Genomic DNA, 22,497 nt, shown 5'->3' on the forward strand with positions numbered 1-22,497 from the left:
TATTTTCTTTTGTCAGGATAGCTCTAAGGCGCTTATCCTCCCAGATCAAGTAATATTAATCCGCGAATCAAGTAGTTAAGAGGACTCTATGATACGCAGAACAAACATTGGCAGATCAACACTATAAGGAGTCGTCATTGGCGCGCTTAATCTTACTGATTTTAATCGCCATCGGTGCCTGGTATCTCTGGCAAAAAATCAAATCTAGCTCACCGCAGGAGCGGCGCAAGCAGATTTTTATGGCCAGCATCGCCGGCGTCGCCGCAATAGTGGTTGTGCTGGCTATTACCGGGCGCCTGCATTGGGTAGGAGCAGCGCTGGTGCTCATTCTTCCTGTGTTGGGCCGCTTACTCAGTCAGCTCTCCCGTTATTTACCCTGGTTGATGCCACTGTTTGAAAAGTATTCAAACAGGCGCCCAAACCCAGGGGCCACTCAACATCCGCCGCCACACAACACCGAGGGCCCGCCACTCTCGGAACACGAAGCGCGCCGTATCCTTGGCGTTGATGCCGATGCTGGCAGAGATGAAATCATTAGTGCACACCGCAAATTAATCCAAAAACTCCACCCAGATCGCGGCGGCAACGATTACCTGGCATCGCGTATCAACGCCGCCAAGGAGTTGCTACTGAGCATTCTTGGTTAAACCTTACAAAGCAGGTGGATATACCTGGCCAATTGCCGATAGGGGTCCACCTGGGAGTATTCAAGCTCCTTTTCCACAATGGCCGACGCGGGCAACTTTTCCCGGATTGATGGCGTCATAAAGTCGTGGAAGCAGCGGATGCCGCTGTGACAAACCACGGAAAAGTCCGCTTCGGTCAACCAGTCTTCCACCCATTCCGGCAAAAGTGGATTCTGTGGAGTGAGGCTGCCAGGGTGGCCACCCCAGTTATCCCCTTCAATATTGCGGTCCAGCTGGCGAAAGCTGCCCCGCTGTAATAGACGGAACTCAAGGGCACGCCGATTGTAGAAAGTGAGCGAAAGATGCCCTCCAGGCTTTAACAGGCTGCGCAGCTGCTGCAATGCCTGTTGCGGCTGTTCCAACCATTCCAGCACAGCGTGGCAAATTACCAGGTCTGCGCCCTTTAACGCTTCTATTTGCGGCAGTTCTTGTAGGGGTTTATGCAGCAAGGTCATTTGCTTTTGCAGATGGCGCTGGCGAATTTCCGCATCTGCGAGTTCAAGCATCTGCGCAGAAATATCTGCGAGAAAAACCTCGTGCCCAGCCTCAGCCAGATCCATGGCAAAGTGGCCCTGGCCACCCCCAGCGTCAACGATTTTTAGAATGCGCTGCTCGCTCCCCAACAGCGGCGCCAGATCCCGGTTGAGCACTGCCAGGCGGATATCCCCTTTAAGGCCGCCATAGATACGGTTGCGAAAACGGTGAGCGAGATCGTCAAAGTTTCGATCTTTATGCAGGCTGTCACCCATCGGAGCCCTCACCTTGCAAAGCCTCATTGCATCGGCGGCGGTTCTCAGCGAATTTGCGCTGTAGCGCCTCTTCCATATCAACCCCCAGTACAGCGGCCAGTTTGCTCAAGTACATCTGAATATCCGCCAGTTCAGCGGCAACTTGCTCGGCCTTGTCGCCTGCCATTAGATTCTGGATATCTTTATCGCTGCACCATTGAAAGTGTCGCCCTAACTCTGCAACTTCCACAGATAGCGCCATGGCCAGGTTTTTTGGGGTATGCAGTGACTGCCAGCCGCGCATTTCAGCGACTTCATCAAAAGCCGCCAGGATTTCACGGTCTTTCATCAAATTTTTTCCTCTGCTGGCGCTCCAGCCCGCCCTCCCGGGCCGCCAAAATTGAATTCAGTGCGCGGGACAGAAACTCACGCCTGTATAAAACACAGACAACAAACAAATATCCGGCAACAAACAGGATTGGGTGTATAAACCAGCCCAGCACTGACATTGAGAAATAATAAGAGCGCAGACCGTAGTTGTAACTGTGGCCCGCATGGTCGATCACCTTGGCTGTACTGATGGCAAACCGGCGTCGCTCTTCCTCGGATAGATCACCAGTTTCCGGCGGCGGTGCTGCACCAATGAGTACATTGGCGAAGGAGTACTGGCGCAGTGACCAGGTAAAATTGAAAAAGGCGAAGATAAAAATCAGGATCAACAACATCACCTTGAGCTCAAACTGCTCAACGGTGGTGGGCTCCGCAAAAGGCAAACTGGTAAGCACTTCGATGGCGGCCTTGTTCGCCGTCAAAGCCGTCACTAAACCCGCCAGGATAAGAATACTGGTGGAGGCAAAAAAACCAATGACTCGCTCCAGGTTACTGAGAATAGCGGTATCGGCCATGCGCATATCCCTATCGAGCATACGCATCATCCATTCAACGCGGTACCACTGAAGGGATGAAGTAAGGCACCAGGTTTCTTTGGCTTTTTTCGCGCAAAAACAGTGTAACCCACCCATGTGATAAAAAAGCCAATGACACTGGCAATATCCAACCAGGACAACCTCTAATATCTCCGTGTTCGTCTACATTTATGCCGTAGCTTCGGCAAGCGAAGTCTTCGCCCTACTGGCATCCTTGTCAACACTGTCTTTCCGATGTGTGCAAGCGGTAGAATAGCGCCCTTTCGCCGGCAGCAGTGGCCGGCCAGAAAATTCATATAACTCCAGGGAGCTGTCTTTTGAGCAACTCACATCCTGCATTTGAACTGGTTACCAGCGCAGATATTGATTCTCTCGGCGTGCGCGTCGAGGAATACCGACACATTACGACCGGTGCCCAGCACCTGCACATCGCCGCAGACAACTCGGAAAATGTTTTCCTTGTCGCCCTGCGCACCGTGCCCGAAGACTCCACCGGTGTCGCCCATATTCTTGAACACACAGCCCTGTGCGGCAGTGACAAGTACCCGGTGCGCGATCCCTTCTTTATGATGATCCGGCGTTCACTCAATACCTTTATGAACGCCTTCACCAGTTCAGATTGGACCGCCTACCCGTTTGCCAGCCAGAACCGAAAGGATTTTGACAACCTTCTCGACGTCTATCTGGATGCGGTATTTTTTGCGCGCCTGGACCCGCTGGACTTTGCCCAGGAAGGCCATCGCCTGGAATTTGCCGAAGCGGATAATGCGAGCAGCGAGCTCGTCTACAAAGGTGTCGTGTTCAATGAGATGAAAGGCGCCATGAGCTCCGTCACCTCGCAGCTGTGGCACACCCTGAGCAAATATCTGTTCCCCACCACCACCTATCACTACAACTCCGGTGGCGAACCTACTGATATTCCAAAGCTGAGTTACGAGCAGCTGGTTGCCTTCTACCGCAGCCACTACCATCCCAGCAACGCCACCTTTATGACTTTCGGTGATATTCCCGCAGCGGAACACCAGGCCGCGTTTGAAGAAAAAGCGCTGCACAAGTTCGAGAAACTCGACAAGACCATTTCCGTTGGGCGCGAAGACCGCTACCAGGCGCCGCTGAAAGTCGAAGAGCACTACCCGTTAAATGGCGAGCCTCTGAAGGCCAAGACCCATATCGTATTGAGCTGGCTGCTGGGTGATGTCACCGATCTTGAAGAAGCCCTGACCGCACACCTGCTCGCCGGCGTACTGCTGGATAACAGCGCTTCACCTTTGATGAAGCTGCTGGAAACCACCGACCTGGGCACTTCCCCTTCTCCGCTGGTTGGCCTGGACGATTCCCAACGCGAACTGGTGTTTGTCTGTGGCATTGAGGGTAGCGAACGCGAAAGTGCCGACGAGCTTGAGCAACAAGTTCTCGACGTGCTGAGGGACGTGGCGGAAAACGGCATCCCCTACGAACAGGTAGAAGCCAGCTTGCACCAGCTGGAATTGCAACAGCGGGAGATTGGTGGCGACGGCTACCCCTTCGGCTTGCAATTGATTCTCACCGCATTGACCGGCGCCACTCACCGTGGCGATGCCATTGGCCTGCTGAATATCGATGCCACCCTGGAGCGACTGCGCGAGCAGATCAAAGATCCGAAGTTTATCGCCAATAAAGCCCGTGAACTTCTGCTGGAGAACCAGCACCGCGTACGTATGGTACTGAGTCCCGATGAGCAGCTGGCTGCGCGCCGCGAGCAGGCGGAGAAAGACCAGCTGGCGGAAATCAAAGCCGCTCTCAGCGAAAAAGAAAAAGCACAGATTGTCGAAACCGCCAAAGCCCTGGCCGATCGACAAAACCGCGAGGACGACGCTTCTATCCTGCCCAAGGTCGGCGTGGAAGATATTCCCGCAGAGCTTCCGGATGTCGAAGGCGAAGCAATAGACTTGGGCCCCCAGAAGTTGACCCGCTATAGCGCGGGCACCAACGGCCTGGTTTACCAACAAATGGTCTGCGCGCTGCCGGAATTCACCGAAACCGAAAAACAACTGCTGCCCTACTACTGCCAGGTACTGAGCGAAGTTGGCCTGGGTGAAAAAGACTACCTGGAAGTCCAGCAGTGGCAGACCAGCGTGGTTGGCGCCCTGCACGGTTTCACCAGCAGCCGTACTGCCATCGACAACCTGGATCTCTTGTCCGGCCACTTTATCCTGTCCGGTAAAGCGCTGGCTCGCAATCAGGGCGGCCTGACTGAACTGATGCAAGCCACTATGGAGCAGGTGCGTTTTGACGAGCACGCCCGCATCAAGGAGTTGCTACTGCAAACTCTCGCCCGCCGCGAACAGGGTGTTGTCGGCAACGGCCACGCCCTCGCCATGGCTGCCGCCAGCGCCGGCTACAACCGCGCCGCCTGGGAGAGCCATGCCAGCGGTGGTCTGCTGGGATTGCGCAACCTGCGAGCCCTGGTTGCCGGACTGGAAAAAGAGGAAGGCCTGCAAGACCTTTCCACCCAATTCCAGGCTATCCACCAGAAAATCCTCGCAGCACCGCGCCAGTTCCTGCTGGTGGGTGAAGAAGAGAAAATTGGCGATTTCAGCCAGACACTGATGCCACTGACCTCGACTTCCAGCATCGCCGCAGCCAACCCCGCTGCACCTTTCGAACGCAAACAAATCGAGGAACTCTGGGTTGCCAACAGCCAGGTGAACTTCTGTGCCAAGGCCTACGCTACTGTACCTATGTCCCACCCGGATGCGGCCCCGCTGTCGGTTTTGAGCGGCTTCCTGCGCAACGGCTTCCTGCATCGCACCATCCGCGAACAGGGCGGCGCCTATGGCGGCGGAGCCGGCCACGACAGCAATATCGGCGTATTCCGCTTCTACTCCTACCGCGATCCGCGTATGGGTGAAACCCTGGAGGACTTCGACGCATCCCTTAAGTGGTTGGCCGAAGAGAAGCACAAGGAAGAACAGGTTGAGGAAGCGATCCTCGGCGTCGTCGGCGGTCTGGATAAACCCGGCTCCCCCGCTGGTGAAGCCAAGAAGAACTTCCACTCGGGCCTTTACGGTCGCACCCACGAGACGCGCCAACAATTCCGCAAGCAGGTTACGGAAGTTACCCTGGAAGACCTGCAACGCGTCGGAGCCACCTATCTGGACCCGAGCAAGGCCAGTACCGCCATTGTTACCGGTCCCCAAGGTAGCGAAGCGGCAGCCAAACTCAACCTGAAGGAAGAGAAGCTCTAACTGGAGCTCGACGATTCCCCGGCAATTTGTCCGGGGAAGCTCTGCGGCGCCGGCCAAAAACCGGCGCCGATCTATCGCCGTTATCCTCTAGCGAAGTTCCAATGAGTAAACACGACAATATTTATGCAAACCCACTGGGCCAGGTAGCTGGCTTCGAGTTCGATCGCCTGGTGGTGCAAGTTTTTCCCGATATGATCAAGCGCTCCGTGCCCGGCTACACCACGATCGTAGCCATGATCGGCACGCTGGCAGAGCGCTACGCCCAAGCCGGAAGCCGCTGCTATGACCTGGGCAGTTCCCTGTGCGCGGCAACCCTGGCCATGCGCCATCGCATTCCCGCTGCCGACTGTGAGATCGTCGCTGTAGACAATTCGCAAGCCATGGTTGATCAGGCGCGCACGGTCCTCGAAGCCGATAGCGGTGAGGTTCCCGTTCAACTTATCTGCGACAACCTGCAAAACGTTGCTATCGAAAATGCCTCGGTCGTAGTGCTCAACTTCACTCTGCAATTTATTCCGGTGGAAGAGCGCGAAGAAATCCTGCAGAAAATCCACGATGGTTTACGCCCCGGCGGCATTCTGATTATTTCCGAGAAAGTGGACTTCGCCGATAAAGCCCATAACGAGTTAATGATCGAACTGCACCACTCCTTTAAAGCCGCCAACGGTTACAGCGCGCTGGAAATCGCACAGAAGCGCTCTGCCCTGGAGAATGTATTAATTCCGGAAACTCTGGATACCCACCGCACACGACTGAAAAATGTCGGCTTTACCAGTGTCGATGTCTGGTTCCAGTGTTTTAATTTTGCCTCTTTAATCGCCATCAAAGGCGCGCCGGAAAAGTAAGTACCCCGTGATCGACTACACCCAACTCTATCAAGGCCTGCAACACGTTCCCGCCCTGCGCACCTGGCTGGCCCAGCTGCCAACACAGGTGGCTGAAAACCTGAGCCCTCATCGCTGGGGCGACCTGCCCGATTGGCGCGCAGCGGTGGAAGCCCTACCGGAAATCACGCCCTCCGCTATCGAACTCAACAGCAAAGTCAGCGCGGGCACTGCCGCCGATGCCAGCCCGGAACAACTCGAAGCCCTGGAGCGGGAGCTGCGCAAATTACACCCCTGGCGCAAAGGCCCCTGGGAGTTATTTGGGCTGAATATTGATACTGAGTGGCGCTCCGATTGGAAATGGGATCGGGTACTTCCGCACTTGGCACCACTGAAAAATCGACTGGTGCTCGATGTGGGCTGTGGCAATGGGTACCACTGCTGGCGATCCTACGGTGCCGGCGCGCGCCGCGTAATCGGTATTGATCCTTCCGCCAAATTTGTCGCACAATTTTATGCGCTGAAAAAATACCTGGGCCAGGAAGCACCGGTGGATTTGTTACCCCTGGGTATTGAAGCGCTCCCGGCAAACTTGCGCGCTTTCGATACCACTTTTTCCATGGGGGTGCTCTATCACCGCCGCTCACCCATGGATCACCTGCGCGAATTGCGCGAGACCCTCCGCCCCGGCGGCCAGCTTGTACTGGAGACATTGGTTATCGACGGCGGACTCGGCGATTGCCTGGTACCCGAAGACCGCTATGCAAAGATGCGCAATGTGTGGTTTTTCCCCAGCTGCGCCACCCTGGAGAGCTGGCTGCGCAAGTGCGGTTTCCGCAACCCCAGGACCGTGGATTTGAACACCACCAGCCTGGAGGAACAGCGGCGCACCGACTGGATGCACTTCGAATCCCTGGCAGATTTTCTCGACCCGGAATCGCCAGACAAAACCGTGGAAGGTCACCCCGCGCCCAAGAGAGCGGTTTTGGTCGCGGAAGCGCCGTAGCTTGTCTACACGCATAAGGTCTGGGAACTCATAAATTCCGCAAAATTTGCTGCTAATAGAATTTTGTACGGAATGGGGAGCACCATCTTGATTGTTGCGACTCATAAGGCAAAGTGCGCCCCTAAATAGTGCAACTATATCCTTTAGGGAGGGCTGCCGCAGGATGCAGCCCGGCGCAGAGAATATTTATGAGTATTAGCGTTTTTGAGCTTTTCAAAATTGGGGTTGGCCCTTCCAGCTCCCACACGGTGGGCCCCATGGTCGCTGCCCGCCAATTCGTGCAGGATTTGCAAGACCGGGACCAACTGCCCCGCACAGACCGCGTACAAGTCCATTTATACGGCTCACTGGCCCTGACCGGGGTTGGTCACGGTACCGATATGGCGGTACTGATGGGGCTTCTGGGTCAATCTCCGGACACCATTGATGTCGACTCGATTGACGAGAAAATGGCGCAAATCCAGAGCGAGCGCCGCCTGCTATTAAACGGTGACCAGGATATCGAATTTATTCGCGAGCGCGACCTGGTTTTCCATATGGAGGAATTTCTTCCCCAGCACTCCAACGGAATGACCTGCCAGGCTTATGCTGGCGAAGAGCTGCTGTTCGAGCGCAGCTACTTCTCCATTGGCGGCGGCTTTGTGCTCTCAGAAGAAGATTTCGCTCATAAAGAGGAGATCGCTACCCTGCTGCCCTATGACTTCAGCAATGCGGAACAGCTGATGAAGATCTGTGATCATCACGGTTGGACCATTGCCGAGCTGGCCATGGAAAACGAAAAAGCCTTCCGCAGCGAGCAGGAGGTCAAAGACCGTTTGTGGAATATCTGGAAAGTAATGGATGCCTCTATTGAGCGAGGCTGCCACCAGAATGGCATCTTGCCCGGCGGCCTCAATGTTCGCCGCCGCGCTGCTGAACTCTACCGGGAGTTGAGCAAACAGAGTCCGGAAGAGCGCAACCACGGCCTCGCCATTCTCGACTGGGTTAGTCTATTTGCCCTCGCCGTCAATGAGGAAAATGCCGCGCGCGGGCGCATCGTCACCGCACCCACTAACGGTGCCGCCGGTGTGATTCCCGCCGTTATCGCCTACTACGTGGAATTTGTCCACGACAGCAATATTCACGGTGAATTGAAAGACCAGGTAGTGAAATTCCTGCTCACCGCCGGTGCTATCGGCATGCTGTTTAAAAAGAATGCCTCTATTTCTGCCGCTGAAGTGGGCTGCCAGGGAGAAATTGGCGTCGCCTGCTCCATGGCTTCCGCCGGCTTGGCTGCCGTAGAGGGCGGCACCAACCAGCAGATTGAAAACGCTGCTGAAATTGGAATGGAGCACAACCTCGGCCTTACCTGCGATCCAATCGGCGGGTTGGTGCAGGTCCCCTGTATCGAGCGCAACACCATGGGTGCAGTAAAAGCCATTAACGGCGCACGCCTGGCCCTGCGCGGTGATGGCGCTCATATCGTACCGCTGGACAGCGTTATCGAGACGATGCGTCAAACCGGTATCGATATGCAGAGCAAATACAAAGAGACCTCTCTCGGCGGGCTCGCAGTAAACGCTGTGAACTGCTGATATTTTTCGGCAGGAGCACAAATCCGCTCCTGCCGCTTACTTAGGGAGCCTCTGAATAACTCCATGATACCTCTGGCGTGCAGAGCGGTTCACAATCAAGGCGCGGCTTCGCAGGAATGTCTAGACCTTTCAAGAAGTCGCAACGCGGAGTGTGAATCGCTCTGCAAGCCCCGAAGGGCAGGCCTTGAAGGCCACAGCTGCTGCGTTGCAGCTCTTGCCAAGGGCTACGGCCATTCGCGGCGAGCTGCGCCTAACATCTGCAGCCTTCAAGACCCGCAGAGGCATTATGGAGTTATTCAGAGGCTCCTTAGCCCTAAAGATACCAAATTCTTTTTGTCGCATATCTCCAACGAACCCCCACCGGACTTTAAAAGTCACTGGTTAAATATCAGCGAGCGATGAGCCCCAACACCTGCCATGGTACCGGATGCAATCGCAAAGGTTCCGCTTTGCATCGGGTTGGATAAATCCCCAGCAGCAAAAACTCCCTTTACAGAAGTTTCCTTAAAGCCATCCACCTTCACAATCCGCCCGGTAAAAGACTCCTCCAGCTCCAACCCCAATTGATCGATAAACGGAGAGGTCAACTCCGCTTTGGGGCTCACGTAGAGACCCTCCAGTGGCAATTTGCGGCCATCCGCTAAAACAACTTCACGTAAACTATCCCCCTCTCCCTCCAACTGCGTAATCGGGGCTTCTTCCAGCATTACTCCACGAGCCAGCAGATGATCGAGCACTTCCCCCTGCGGATTAAACTGGCCCTGGGTAAACAAGGTAGTTGCGCCCCAATCGGGAATCATCGCCGCCTGGTGGAAAGACAGCTCACTGGTAGCCAGCACACCTAAAGGGCGATCACTCAGCTCATAACCGTGGCAATAGGGACAGTGAATCACACTCTTACCCCAGCGCTCTTTCACACCAGGGATATCCGGTAGCTGGTCCGTAATGCCGATTGCCAGAATTAGCCTCTTCGCTTTAAAGGTGGTACCTCCCTGTGCAGCAACAGCAAACCCCTCTTCATGAACATCCACAGTATCCGCAGTGTCTTCAACCACCTGGAAGCTCGAGTAAGCCTGTAGCTGGGAAAGCGCCGTGCTACGAATTTCCTCGGGCGTCTTACCATCCAGGCAAAATACTCCATGGGACGCTTTTGCAAAGCGGTTTCTAGGTCTTTTAGCATCCAGTACAACGACCTTACGCCTGCCTCGAACCAGCTGCATCGCCGCAGACAGACCGGCAAAACTTCCACCGATAATCAATACATCCGTATCCATAGCCACCCCTCCGATATCATGTAACTTTTATTGTTACACAAAAATTCAAAACCGTACAACACACGTAACAGCAAAAGTTTCGTGATAAACTGCAGGGTCGGAAACTTAGGTGAATTATGCGCAAAGACAGCCGATTATCCCGGGCACTTCATGTCCTTATCCATTTGAACATGACCGACAAGCCGGTTACCTCAGACAAGATGGCAGCTATGCTCCTCACCAATCCTGTGGTGGCTCGCAGAACTATGGCGCTATTGCGGGATCAGGGGTACGTGCGCTCCAGTAAAGGGCACAATGGGGGCTGGTCACTCGCGAAGCCCTTGGATGAAATTACACTTCTGGATATCCATAAAGCGCTGGGAGACAGCTCAGTTTTTACCATTGGCCTCACAGACGAACACACTAACTGCGTTATTGAACATGCCGTTAACGCCACATTAAAAGACGCAATGGATGAGGCAGAAAATATTTTGCTCACGCGATTTGGTGAGATCACTCTAGACCTGCTCGGGCGAGATTTCGAACCACCAGGAGCCTCGAAATAACTACTATAACCAGACGGCCAGCGAGGCTACGTTGCCTATAATGCCCCCCAAACACCCACTTCTGCCAGAAATTTAGCAAGCGACTTGCCCCTCAAATTGAAAGCCTGGAGGCTCATTAAATATTTTTTCCGTCAAGAGACTTTGGAAACCCCAGGTATTCCTTAAGAATAATAAAACTAAATTTATGGCATCCCTGTTATCTAGTTTACATAGCAGGCTGCAACTATCCAAATCGGAAAAATAGTATAAACATTTTCAAGGACCTTAGTATAAGTTAAATTATTTTGCAGCAAAAACCCAAACACACCCTTAAAAATCCCCACAAAGAAACTAGAACTTTGACCATTAAAACAATTAACCCCCCAAAACCAACCAAAATATGAGCAGACTCACCTAGCAATCACCCATTAAAAATGGCTTATAAAGATTTATTGTAAAATAGTCGCCAATAAGAGCCTCACCTAATAACTACAATATATCCTACCCTGCCAAACCTTAAGAAACCTAACTTTAGAAACCCGAATAAAATCAAATAAAAAACAGATAGTAAATTACCAATCATACTTTTAAGAAAAACGACTATTGAGACAGAATGCAAAATTGATGCGAGATCTAATTAGCCAGGAAACTTACTCGCCATCAATAACTTTCAAATCAATAAAGGAGATACAAATGATTAATTTTCGAAAATCGTATAAAATAAGCACTTTTACCGCAATTCTGTTTGTTGCATCCAACAGCGCAACTGCTGTCAATTGTGGTGATACTATTACAACCCCTACTGTACTTACAGAGAATCTTACCTGCCCGATAGACATAGATAACCAAAATGGTCTCATTGTTGAAGGTCCTTCAGGGAGTCTATATATGAATGGGTATACGCTAACATGCAATCTTGACAACCTCCCACTATTTACCGATGCAGCGGGTATTCGTATCACCGGCATGGCATCTCTTGTTACTGATGGAACGGTAAACAACTGCAATTATGGAATATTTGTAGTTGGCACTGGATTCCATACCATTTCAGATATGACAATCACTAACAGCTTAGAAGATGGCATAGATCTAAGAAGCGACAATAATACCGCCATAAAAAATCATATACAGTTCAGTGGTGAAGATGGTATCGACATGCAGGGAGATTTCAGTAGCGTTATACAGAATTATATTGAATTCAGTGACCGTGACGGCATTGAGGCCGATAATGATTTCGGTACAGTGGCTTTTAACTTCGTAACAGGCAGTCAGAGAGCTGGAATAGAGATGGAAGCCTCAGACAATAATACGATAGTACAAAATACAGTAATGAATAATGGTGATGGTATTTCCGGAGATTCTGGAGGGATTGTAATTACCAGTCAATCTTCATCTAATAACTTAATACTTGGGAATACTGCCGAGAACAATCTACCCTTCGACCTAAAGGATAGAATAGATCCAAACTGTACAGGCAGCAACCAATGGGTTGCCAATAATTTCGTAACTGCTGATCCAGCCTGTCTGGAATGAACTACCTGTATTTCGAAATCCAGCATCACCACTTATTAGAGGGGTGGTGATGCGGTTTTAAGTATTATTAAAGCGACACATTCTACCCAAATGAGGCAACAATCACCCACCTAACTAATCTTGAGTCAATAACAATACTAGGAGCTAAGTGTGACCAACTGCAGCAATGGATTCAATCGCCACTTCGCAAGCTCCCAAAGACTAAAAAATCGCGCAAAGCAGAGAGTTCCAAAATTCTCCTATGAGTACTTAATAGAGGGCTGTATGGATGATATTGGTTTATGCCGCAATCGCCAGGCATTCGATTCTGTAAAGTTCACTCCCCAATATATCCGTCCAAACTCTACTCCGAATTTAAACTGTGAGCTTCTTGGGAAGTTATACAGTGCTCCATTTGGCATAGCCCCCATAGGGCTACAGGGGCTTATGTGGCCAAATGCACCCGTCATACTCGCTAAAGCTGCATACGAGCACAATATCCCATTCATTCTCAGCACTGTATCCTCAGAAGCACTGGAGCGTATTTCTGAAGTCTCACAGGGAACAGCCTGGTACCAACTCTACAACCCAACAGATCCAGCTATTCTTTCTGACCTACTATCCCGACTAACCTCTGCCCAATACCAACATTTAGTCATTACCATTGATGTTCCTACATTTGGCTTACGCCCCAGAGACTTCCACAACGGATTGGCAATGCCACCGAAATTGAATGTAAAAAATATCTGGCAAGCGATACTCAGGCCAAATTGGAGCCTATCCACATTGCGATACGGTCTCCCTAAATTTAAAAATCTAGAGCCTTACATTGATACCGATAACAAAAAACTTGAACTAACTGAGTTTATGAACACCACAACTATGGGCCCACTGGATTTTGATAGTGTCAAACGTATAAGAGATCTATGGCCCCATAAACTTATTATTAAAGGGATAATGAGTGAACCCGATCTTCAACAAGCGATTAAACTCGGAGCGGATGGAGTCATTTTATCCAATCACGGTGCACGGCAACTTGATTTAGGCGAAGCGACTCTCCCCTTACTGGGACGGTTTTCCAGCTATCAGGATAGGATTTCCTTGGCTATCGATAGTGGAATAAGATCCGGTGTAGATATCGCAAGCGCTTGTGGCCTAGGGGCAAAGTTTTGCTTTCTGGGAAGATTTTTTATGTATAGCGTCTGTGCCCTTGGCAATGAAGGAGCTAATCATGCAATTTACCTACTTAAAGCTCAGTTAACTCAGGTTATGCAGCAAATCGGAGCTAGTAATCTTGAAGGCATTTGCGGCAAGGTAGAACTAACCAACAGATGAAAAGCTCAGGCAGTTCATCCCGCCGAGTCGTGTAAGCCGAAAGCTTATACTGTTACCGCATTTTCCAATTCTTTTGGATACCCTTCCCCCTAGAAATAGTGCTCTTCGGCCAATACGCTGGTCAATTCAATCAATGGTTTGCATAATTTTACTGGCCTTAAATGGCTGCCCCAAGCAAAACAAATCACCTCGCCCCAATGAACAGGGAATTAACCCCACTCCAGCTTTAAAGAATCGACAAACCTGTCGAAATAGCCCCGGCACAGCCCGCTCTACTAGCCGCACTATTTGCCAGGTATCATCGGTTGGATATGGGGTTTATACTACAGAACTACAGCTGTAATAGGTGGATTCGTGAAGAACATGAAGGAACTATGCCTTGCATTGGCTCAGAAGAGTTTACCAACTAGTGAAACCTCTCCCAGTTAATTAACAAATAGGTAAACCACCGCCTCAGGCGGTGAGACTAGACAAGGCTCCGCCGTTCCGGCGTGCAGAGTAAAATATGGCCTCCATGAACCGGCAAGTTCTTTAAGGGGGCCATATGCTAGATTGGCAGTGCCATGCTCACGTGAAACATTATTGCAGGTACCATGTGGCATTTGTGCCCAAGTATAGAAAGAATGCGTTATTTGGAGCATTGAGACATGAGATTGGAGCAATATTCCGAGACTTATGTCGTCAAAAAGGTATTGAGTTGGTCGAGGGGTACGCAATGAGGAATCACATTCATATGTTGTTAATGATTCCTCCAAGGTTAAGTGTTTCCAATACGGTTGGTTTTCTGAAAGGGAAATCTGCGATCCAGATATTTCGGAAGTACAGGCATGTGCAGAGAAATTTCACAGGAAGACACTTTTGGGCTCAGGGTTACTGAGTGAGCACAGTAGGTCTTGATGAGCAGATGATTCGAGAGTACATCAAGCATCAAGAGGTTGAAGAACGCCGGCAAGTGCAGATGCAACTGGCGGGGTTGTAAATAGCCCCCTCTGGGGGCTTTCACCATACCACCCGCTATGCGGGTGGTTGCTGATTCATCAAGACTAATTATCTCTCTCTATCATTAACTAGCTTAGCCTGATAAAAGTATGATTCATCGTATCTGTCACACCTAAAATAATCCCCCCAAAATAACACTTGCTGCAGATTATCTTTTGGTGACACACTGCCCCTCTGATAAATCACTCGCATACTCGTACATTTGCATAACAACTTCAGGACAAAACCCAGCTAAACGATAACCTTGAGTTTCAGCCAGCACTCCAACTATGCGATACTTCCGCCCCAAAAGAAGTGAAAAGAAAACAGGGAAGACCCATGACCAAATTCACACTAACTCTGGCAGCGGTTTTATTGGCTGGCTGTAGTTCAGTCACTCAGCTCTCGGAAAAAACGGCAGGGGAAATCAGACAGGCGGTATCTATCCAAGCTAGTGGGAAAAATTCTGGTACTCAGTTCTCAGGGCCGAAATTACAGGCCACTACTGATGGCTCTGACCTGAACCTCTACTACTACAACCTCCGCGCATTTGAACCCGCTACTAACGAATCAACGAAGTACCACCTACAGATCCATATCACCTATCGCAAGGCATGGCGTCACTATGATTCTGCGGAGTTAAATGGCGGACAGCCAGTAGAGACGGCTCCTATTAACAAAAATGTCCTTCAATGCGTAAGTGGCAATGAATGTATGCTTGAAGAAATTCTGGATATTGCTCTCACTGAGGAACAAATACTGGCTTCAGTGCGCAATCGAGATAAACTCAAACTTAAACTGAGAGCAAGATCCGGGCACAGCTCTACCATTGAGGTTCCAGCAACCTACTTGCTTGGTTTTTACGCTGCGGTTGCCAATTACGAGGGGTGACTACCCCTCTCCGTAGGCAATAAATGTTGACTAAGTGCTCTTTTGCGGGGTCTGAGAGCTTCCTGCCTGGCAATATGCCTGTGCCGTCTCCACCAGACCTTCACCTAAGGCCACTGGGGGGGTCCAGTCAAGCAACTCTTTGGTTTTAGTGATATCCACTTGTAGTGAACCGCACAAGCGCTCGGCAACTGCCCCCATTCCTATTAGCTTCAGCCCACTGGTGAGTACGAATTGGGGAAGAGGCAATAGTCGAGCATCACATCCCATGGCATGGGATAAACCACGCAACAAATCTGTTACCGATACATCCATATCATCGGATACCAGAAATACCTGGTTTGCCGCATTGGGATGAGAAATACAAACGCGGATCAGGTCGATCAAATTGCCGATAGATACCAAGCTTCGGCGATTATGAATAGCCCCTAGTGGCAGCGGGATCCCCTTGGTAAGCCAACGCATCATCGCTTGGAAGTTCGCCTTGACCCCAGGCCCATAGACCAGAGGTGGTCGGATAATAACAACTTCCATCTCCGTAGACTCAGCCAGCTCAAGCAGTGCGTCTTCGGCCTCCTTCTTTGAAATCCCATAGGGATCCGTAGGATCACATTGTTCATCCGCATTAAATGGTAAGCGGTTGTCGGTTGACTCCCCGTTAACCTTAATAGAACTAAGATAAATAAAACGTCTAGCACCGGATGAAGCCGCCTGCTGTGCCAGCTTGATAGTGCCTCCAACATTCACCCGACGGAATTCCTCCAGAGGGTTAGCGGAGGTCTCCTCCATTACATGGACGCGCGCAGCGGTGTGAATGACTGTATCTATATCGACAAGCGCCTGTGCCCAATCCGTATTGCTTGACAGGTCACCGATCTGAAAGCCACCCTCAACATCGCGGCGATACACCGGCAAAACCTGGTAACCGTCTTTGCGAAGCTGCGGCAAGAGTGCGGTTCCCACAAAGCCACTAGCGCCGGTTAGTAATATACGTCCTTTCAATGGGGGCCTATTTCTCAGCTGTAGAATTCACGTTAGTTTACACGGACCACTTTTTCGACACACCTTTATCTCGTCAACTACATAGTGAGCATGACAAACTATCCAAGCATCGCTGGCTATTAGAATTCTATTCAATACCACAAAGGCGTTCTTTGTCAGTAATAGCATTTTTAAGCCGAGCCCGGACATTCTTCAGGGCTCTCCCATGTGGAGCTTGAGTATCCGGCCTGCCCCAGCGGGCTTCCCAAGCCTCCCTGGCTTGTAAACAGGCTTTCGCTTGCTTGTACTTCCAATTCGCCTCCTCGCAAAGAGACAACCCTTTAGGTGACTGCCGATCGCAAATCTGGTGGTATTTTTTATGGGCTATCTTCTCCTGAAAGTTCTTGGCAGTAGCACCTTCAAAGTGGCGGATCGGTGGTGTTTGGATTTTTCTATCCGGGCGCACCTGCTTATCCATAGTACTTTCCAGATGGAGCATTCGAAAAAATGTAACTCCCAATAGCTCCTCATTAGCATATTGATCATCATTGGAGCTGGTTAATAGCCCTGGAGGATGGGGAGTTGCAAGAACAAGAAGTGGCACAGCCAGCATGAAAAGTAGCAACGTCAACAGCAACAAGAGTGGCCGCCCAGTCAAAATCTGTGTTGGCATTGAAGTCTGGAGCCTCCCTAAATAATCTACCTACGGCTGTGAATTCCGTACTGTGAAGGCCAAATGAACAACACACAGAAGTTTAGTGAACCACCTTATCACTCCCAAATAGCCTGAAGCTCAGGCACTAGCTATGAACTACTGTACCCAATAAGTCAACACAACAGGCAAAATAAAAATGCTCATAATAGTTGAGAGGAAAATAATACCGGATATCTTCGGGGTATCTTGGGGGCGATAAATAGATATCCAGAGGTAAGTACTAACAGCGCATGGCATCAGGGATTGCAGAATTAGCACCCCTCGCATAGCACCAGTAAAGTTAAACAAGTTTGTCAAAATAAGCGCGACGGCACCACCGAGAATTATATGCCCAATAGCAAAGACCAATCCAATCTTAGTATCACCCAGCTTAATTTGGGCCAAGCTATGTCCGAGGGTCAACAGCATTAGAGGAATTGCCATACCGCCCAAGATATTAAGAGAGGACATGACAGGCTTTGGTAAGCTAATATTGAAGATCAATGCGACTATAGAAAAAGCCACACTGTAAATGGCTGGGCTAAGCATAATTTCCTTGGCAGACCAACTACCCGAAGTTACTCCAGGAGCAACCACAAAGAAGAAAATCATTCCCACAACAACAAAAGCAATTCCGTATAGAACTCCCGCATGCCCAAATGCTAAGGCACATACTGCGAGGCCGATATTGCCTACATTATTCATACTAAGACAAGAAAAATAAGTACGTATATTTTTCCTAAATAAAGATAAGAGCAGAAAGGTTAGCACCGACATCAACGAATACATAAGAAAGGCTGCCAGCAGCATCCACAGGAACTTACCCAATACTATCTTCTGACCCAGCATTTGATCCAATATCAGCGCAGGATATCCAATATGGGCCATTAATTTGGATACCATTTTAGAATTTAATTCTTGCCTACCTGCCGCGAAGAGGTATCCAATGAGAACGCAGATAAATACGGGAATAACAACTTCAAATACGTTCTCAAATAGGGTTGTCATCGAACGTTAAACTCCCACTGCCCTACTTTTCAGTACAGTGCAACAAGTATCCTTTTAATGTGCTAATAGCATTAGCCCACCAGAACGCACCCACAGAAGTACGCTGGTGAAATTGCGATGTTCTGACGACCTTCTAGATGAAAAACCCTAATTATATATATCTATAAATTCAGCTGTAATTCTCTAAGGTTTAGAGTCGGAGTTATCCATATTTCAGCATCAAAGGCAGCAAAAAATTTTTCATTATAGGTCATCAGCTGATCTTGACAGTTCTCTTCAAAAATAAAAATTGCTGCACGCTTTCCTTGCTCCAAAAAGAAGTAGGAAGCCTCAGGATTGGCTGAGGCGATAAAATCATTCATCGCCACAGACATACTATCATCAGCAATGGACTTGTTGCCGGCCTTTGCCGGTATCAGGATTTTCATTAATAAGCGCATTTTGATCCTAGCAGTTGTTGAGGTTGCAGGATCAAAACATAGTCTTTTCACTGTCCAGCTGCGCTGTATTAAGCGACAATTCTCGGAGTATATCAGTGGTAATTTACAACCGATATTCAGTAAGTAGCCATTTCCTTCTTGCCAATAGTATTACTACCTGAAGGCGTCATCGAATCTCTACAACATTCCCCAGGGAAGGGAAAACATGACTTAGGTAGTCACCAAGTCACTGGGATCGCTCCCTTTCTTTGGCTTACGCTCAGTCCACTTAATCCATTTTAAGTCCTCTACCATAGTTGTATAGATGACCGGCACCAAAAATAGTGTTCCAAAAGTGGCCAAGATAAGGCCGCCAATTTGCGCAAAACATAATGGCCGCCAGAGGGGGCCTCCGTGAATAGCTAAGGGAATCAAGGCGAAGGTAGTCGCCGCAATAGTGATTAAAATGGGGCGCAGTCTAAGAATACCTGCATCAAGTAATGCCTGACGAAGCGAATCTCCTGCAGTATGACGCATCTCAATAAAATCAAATAGGACAATAATATGACTGACAATGACGCCTATTAGACTCACTATCCCTAAAAACGCCATAAATCCAAATGGCTGACCAGATATAAACAACGCTATTAGTGCACCCACCATACCTAATGGAACCGTGGCGAACACTACCAGAGGCTTTATCAAACTACTAAATTGGAATACCAAAGCAAGGTATATTGCACTGGAGGAAACAGCCATGATCATTAGTAATTGCAAGAATCCATGACGAGTACTGGCTGCATCTCCAGATATCTGCAATTGATATCCAGCAGGCAAAGAATTTGAGAGTTCTTTTAACTCTTTTTGAACACCAGACATAATATCTGATGAAATGAACCCGGAATATGGAAATGCATAAACAGTAATCGTTCGAAACTTTTCCAATCTATATATTCTTTCTGTCGAAAAGAGAATGGAAGTGGTTGCCACTTGTCGCAATGGAATATGAATATCGCTATCAGATGCGAATACATATAGATTATTGACATCCTCCAACTGTCCACGTTCCGCCAATCGAAGCTGAGCAACAATAGGTATTTCCTTATCTCCCTGACGCAAGGTATCCACTGTAGACCCAGTAAAACCTGAAGACGATGCCAGAGCGATATCAGCATTGGTTACGCCCGACATCTCAGCTCGATCTTCTAGCACATTCATATTCATTACTAGACTTTTTCCTGCCCAATCAGCGCGAACCACGCGAGCATAGGGAGACTTCTCAATAATTTCTTTAACTTTTTCAGCATATTCTCGCAGAAGTGCTATATCCTTCTCCTCCTCCAAAGACCCAACAGCAACTCGCCCAGAAACTCTTATCTCAACAGGGTGATCAACTGTACTTGTTTGTAGCTGGCGAACATCTAACTCCGCTCCAGGAATTCGTTCAGAAAGAGCAGCCTGGATAATTGGAACCAGAATAGGTGTCAGATACTTATCACTTAATCGAACGATAATCTGCCCATAATTGGATTGCTTTTGTTGAGGATTGGAGGTGTACCAAAAACGTGGCGCTCCACCACCTAAAGTGCTGCTAATCCCCTCCAATATGGGTCCGTCACTATTTTTTACATGCTCCCGCTGATACTCTTCGATAGTTTCTCTAATTATTTCCTCTGCGACCTTTGCTACATTATCCGTTGCATCAATACTCGCATCATTTTGCAACCAGATATCAACATAAAATAAATACTGAACATCAGCGGGAAAGAATGCATTCCTCAACTGGCTTTTTATAACAACACCCAATACAAGGATGCCTAAAGCAATTAATATAACAATCTTTCTGTTACTAATAGCCCAATCTGCTGTTCGGTAGTAGTGCCCGGTAAGCCCCTCTTTCCGCCGCACCTCCAAGCTGCGCTCCGTTTGGTCCGGCGGGCGTAATAACGTATTCCCAAGAAAAGGGATAAATGTCATGGAAACAATGCGGGATGCAACCAAAGCACAAACCATCACAATAGGAAGACTATGCAGAAAATCCCCCTGATTACCCGTTAGCAATAAAAACGGCAAATACGCAACAATATTTGTCAATGTCGCAAAGAAAATCGCCTTAGCCAGCAAAGTTGGGCCCAACCAAGCAGCAATAATAGAGGGTTTACCGGATGCCATTTGTCGTTTAATCGCGTCACTCGCAACTACTGGATCATCTACCAAAAGGCCCAGAGCTATTATTAACGCAGCAATTGACACCTGTTGAATATCAATCCCCAGCAGTTGCATAAATCCAAAGGTCATTGTCAGTGTTACTGGTATAGATATCATTAACAGTACAGCAGATCTCCAATCTGAAAACCCGATAAACGCAATTATCACCACTAAAATAATTGCCTCTATCAAAGCTTCTAGAAAGAGGCTTACACTCTCTCGCACTTGACGCGGCTGATCAGAAACTCTTTCAATAATAAGGTCTTTTGGTAAATCAACCTTAACCTTTTCCAAGACTGTGCTTACATTGCGACCAAGCTCGCCTATTTGTTTGCCATCCAACATCTGCACAGAGAGATTTATGCTGCGGCTACGCTGCCACTCTCCATTTTCATCTTTATTTACATAGTAATTTAACAGGGGCGGTGGTGCTTGATACCCCATAATAATATCGATAATTCCTCGCAAATATACCGGCGTTCCTGTATCACTCAAAGCTACCGGGACATTGGCAATTTCTTCATGGTTATTAAATTCACCACTGGGCATAATCGCGATACCCAGATCATCCGAAATAATGGTACCGCCGGGAATAGTTGTATTGCGGGCATTGAGAATAGGGGCAATCATGTCAGGTCGCAACCCATAGGAGGCCAGCCTTTCCTGCGAATACAGTAATTTTACTTCCTGAGTCAGCACACCAGTTCTTAGCACCCTTTTTACTTCCGGAATGGCCCTTATATTTGCTGCAATAAGATCAGAGAAATCATCAAGTTGACGATAGCTATATTTCGCACCTGCCACTTTCATTAAATTGTCACGAGTATTGGCCAGGTTACGAACTACGAAAGGGTCCCAAGCATCGGGAAAAAAGCGCTGGGCACTTAGCCTATCGGATAGGTAGAGCTTTGTAGCCGCTAGTATTTCACTGTTACTTTTATCAGATAAAAAATCCACCCCAAGGTAGCCAGCCCCATTTAATACTTCAAAATTCGTTCCGTATCCTTGGGCCTCCAGCCAGTTAGCAAAAATCCATAGGCCTGTAGCAGAGTACGTATCTGCTAAAGACAAAGGAAGGGCAACAACAATACTCACCCGTCCCTTACTATTTGACTCTTGCCCTCGAACCTCTGAAATACCTTCCCTAATATCCTCCGCACGTAATGTAATTTCAGTTGGCCCTGCACGGGGGCTAGCAACACTGAGTAATATAGCTGCAGTATCACCAAACTCCGAGTTCAGAGAAATTTTGCTAGCTCCAGATGGCAATTGCTGCTGAGCATCAATCAGCTTCAGATTAAGATCATTAAATGCCTTGGTAACATCGGTTTTCGGTGCCAACTGCGCTTGTACGATAGAGACACCATTTAATGTAAGGGACTTTATTGCAAAGGTCCTTGAGTCTGGCTCGTGAAGATATTCACTCTGCGCTATCGCCTCTTCAACTTTTCGAGTTACCAACTCTTCAACTCTTACTGCAGATTGTCCACGCCAATGAGTTGTTGCTACAGCAATACGCACAGGAATATCTGGATCTTTGCTTTTCGGCATAAAGAGATATGCAACTACCCCCCATATCAGGATAGTAACCAGTAATGCAGCGGAAATACTTGGATTGTCTACAAAAAAGCGGGCAGTATTGAAGCGGTGGTGACTTTCCGCCTCAATAATTTCCGCCTGTCTTTTTTCTTCCTGATCTGCCATT

Annotated in this window: 18 protein-coding genes and 1 pseudogene; 10 read left to right on the forward strand and 9 right to left on the reverse strand. The window is 49.0% G+C overall.

What is annotated here, in order from left to right; genetic code table 11:
* The first annotated feature begins 137 nt into the window (after positions 1–137).
* Positions 138–647, forward strand: a complete 510-nt coding sequence (locus QT397_17135; protein WNZ54605.1) for a DnaJ domain-containing protein — start codon at positions 138–140, stop codon at positions 645–647.
* Here QT397_17135 and QT397_17140 read toward each other — a convergent pair.
* From QT397_17140 to QT397_17150, 3 genes are read right to left on the reverse strand one after another with little or no spacing between them, the layout of a single operon-like run.
* Positions 644–1,435, reverse strand: a complete 792-nt coding sequence (locus tag QT397_17140; GenBank protein ID WNZ54606.1) for a methyltransferase — start codon at positions 1,433–1,435, stop codon at positions 644–646. The two genes, QT397_17135 and QT397_17140, sit on opposite strands and share 4 nt — an antisense overlap.
* Positions 1,428–1,763, reverse strand: coding sequence for a nucleotide pyrophosphohydrolase (locus QT397_17145; GenBank protein WNZ54607.1), 336 nt, complete (start codon positions 1,761–1,763; stop codon positions 1,428–1,430). The genes QT397_17140 and QT397_17145 overlap by 8 nt, the downstream gene beginning before the upstream one ends.
* Entirely contained in the window at positions 1,750–2,436 is a 687-nt protein-coding gene (locus QT397_17150; protein ID WNZ54608.1) for a DUF599 domain-containing protein, read from the reverse strand. The genes QT397_17145 and QT397_17150 overlap by 14 nt, the downstream gene beginning before the upstream one ends.
* A gap of 221 nt (positions 2,437–2,657) precedes the next feature.
* Here QT397_17150 and QT397_17155 point away from each other — a divergent pair, with 221 nt between their 5' ends.
* The 4 genes from QT397_17155 to QT397_17170 all read left to right on the forward strand — a co-directional run bounded on the left by QT397_17155 (position 2,658) and on the right by QT397_17170 (position 8,971).
* On the forward strand, positions 2,658–5,567 hold the full coding sequence (locus tag QT397_17155; protein WNZ54609.1) for an insulinase family protein: 2,910 nt from the start codon (positions 2,658–2,660) through the stop codon (positions 5,565–5,567).
* Between the two features lie 101 nt (positions 5,568–5,668).
* Positions 5,669–6,412, forward strand: a complete 744-nt coding sequence (gene cmoA / locus QT397_17160; protein ID WNZ54610.1) for a carboxy-S-adenosyl-L-methionine synthase CmoA — start codon at positions 5,669–5,671, stop codon at positions 6,410–6,412.
* Positions 6,413–6,419: 7 nt separating this feature from the next.
* Positions 6,420–7,397 (forward strand): tRNA 5-methoxyuridine(34)/uridine 5-oxyacetic acid(34) synthase CmoB, encoded by a 978-nt coding sequence (gene cmoB, locus QT397_17165; GenBank protein ID WNZ54611.1) that lies wholly within the window; start codon positions 6,420–6,422, stop codon positions 7,395–7,397.
* 188 nt (positions 7,398–7,585) lie between these two features.
* Positions 7,586–8,971 (forward strand): L-serine ammonia-lyase, encoded by a 1,386-nt coding sequence (locus tag QT397_17170; protein ID WNZ54612.1) that lies wholly within the window; start codon positions 7,586–7,588, stop codon positions 8,969–8,971.
* A 374-nt stretch (positions 8,972–9,345) separates the two neighbouring features.
* Here QT397_17170 and QT397_17175 read toward each other — a convergent pair whose 3' ends face one another.
* Positions 9,346–10,245 carry an NAD(P)/FAD-dependent oxidoreductase gene (locus QT397_17175; protein ID WNZ54613.1) on the reverse strand — a complete coding sequence of 300 codons (900 nt, stop codon included), beginning with the start codon at positions 10,243–10,245 and terminating at the stop codon, positions 9,346–9,348.
* 116 nt (positions 10,246–10,361) lie between these two features.
* On the opposite strand from QT397_17175, the gene QT397_17180 reads away from it, so the two are divergent.
* The 5 genes and pseudogenes from QT397_17180 (at position 10,362) to QT397_17200 (ending at position 15,485) form a co-directional block, all read left to right on the forward strand.
* Positions 10,362–10,790, forward strand: coding sequence for an Rrf2 family transcriptional regulator (locus tag QT397_17180; protein WNZ54614.1), 429 nt, complete (start codon positions 10,362–10,364; stop codon positions 10,788–10,790).
* 672 nt (positions 10,791–11,462) lie between these two features.
* On the forward strand, positions 11,463–12,302 hold the full coding sequence (locus QT397_17185; GenBank protein ID WNZ54615.1) for a right-handed parallel beta-helix repeat-containing protein: 840 nt from the start codon (positions 11,463–11,465) through the stop codon (positions 12,300–12,302).
* 150 nt (positions 12,303–12,452) lie between these two features.
* A complete protein-coding gene (locus tag QT397_17190) occupies positions 12,453–13,616 on the forward strand; it encodes an alpha-hydroxy acid oxidase (GenBank protein ID WNZ54616.1) in 1,164 nt (387 codons plus the stop codon).
* Between the two features lie 544 nt (positions 13,617–14,160).
* A pseudogene (gene tnpA / locus QT397_17195) lies at positions 14,161–14,595 on the forward strand (IS200/IS605 family transposase).
* A gap of 338 nt (positions 14,596–14,933) precedes the next feature.
* Positions 14,934–15,485 (forward strand): hypothetical protein, encoded by a 552-nt coding sequence (locus QT397_17200; GenBank protein ID WNZ54617.1) that lies wholly within the window; start codon positions 14,934–14,936, stop codon positions 15,483–15,485.
* Positions 15,486–15,515: 30 nt separating this feature from the next.
* Here the strand turns inward: QT397_17200 and QT397_17205 are convergent, their stop codons facing one another.
* From QT397_17205 to QT397_17225, 5 genes are all read right to left on the reverse strand, one after another.
* Positions 15,516–16,484, reverse strand: coding sequence for an SDR family oxidoreductase (locus QT397_17205; GenBank protein WNZ54618.1), 969 nt, complete (start codon positions 16,482–16,484; stop codon positions 15,516–15,518).
* 127 nt (positions 16,485–16,611) lie between these two features.
* Positions 16,612–17,136 (reverse strand): hypothetical protein, encoded by a 525-nt coding sequence (locus QT397_17210; GenBank protein ID WNZ54619.1) that lies wholly within the window; start codon positions 17,134–17,136, stop codon positions 16,612–16,614.
* 138 nt (positions 17,137–17,274) lie between these two features.
* Positions 17,275–18,165 (reverse strand): hypothetical protein, encoded by an 891-nt coding sequence (locus tag QT397_17215; protein WNZ54620.1) that lies wholly within the window; start codon positions 18,163–18,165, stop codon positions 17,275–17,277.
* Between the two features lie 161 nt (positions 18,166–18,326).
* On the reverse strand, positions 18,327–18,656 hold the full coding sequence (locus QT397_17220; protein ID WNZ54621.1) for a hypothetical protein: 330 nt from the start codon (positions 18,654–18,656) through the stop codon (positions 18,327–18,329).
* A gap of 159 nt (positions 18,657–18,815) precedes the next feature.
* Positions 18,816–22,496: an efflux RND transporter permease subunit gene (locus tag QT397_17225; GenBank protein ID WNZ54622.1), complete on the reverse strand. Its 3,681-nt coding sequence runs from the start codon at positions 22,494–22,496 to the stop codon at positions 18,816–18,818.
* Position 22,497: the final 1 nt, after the last annotated feature.

Source organism: Microbulbifer sp. MKSA007 (assembly GCA_032615215.1).
Lineage (GTDB): Bacteria > Pseudomonadota > Gammaproteobacteria > Pseudomonadales > Cellvibrionaceae > Microbulbifer.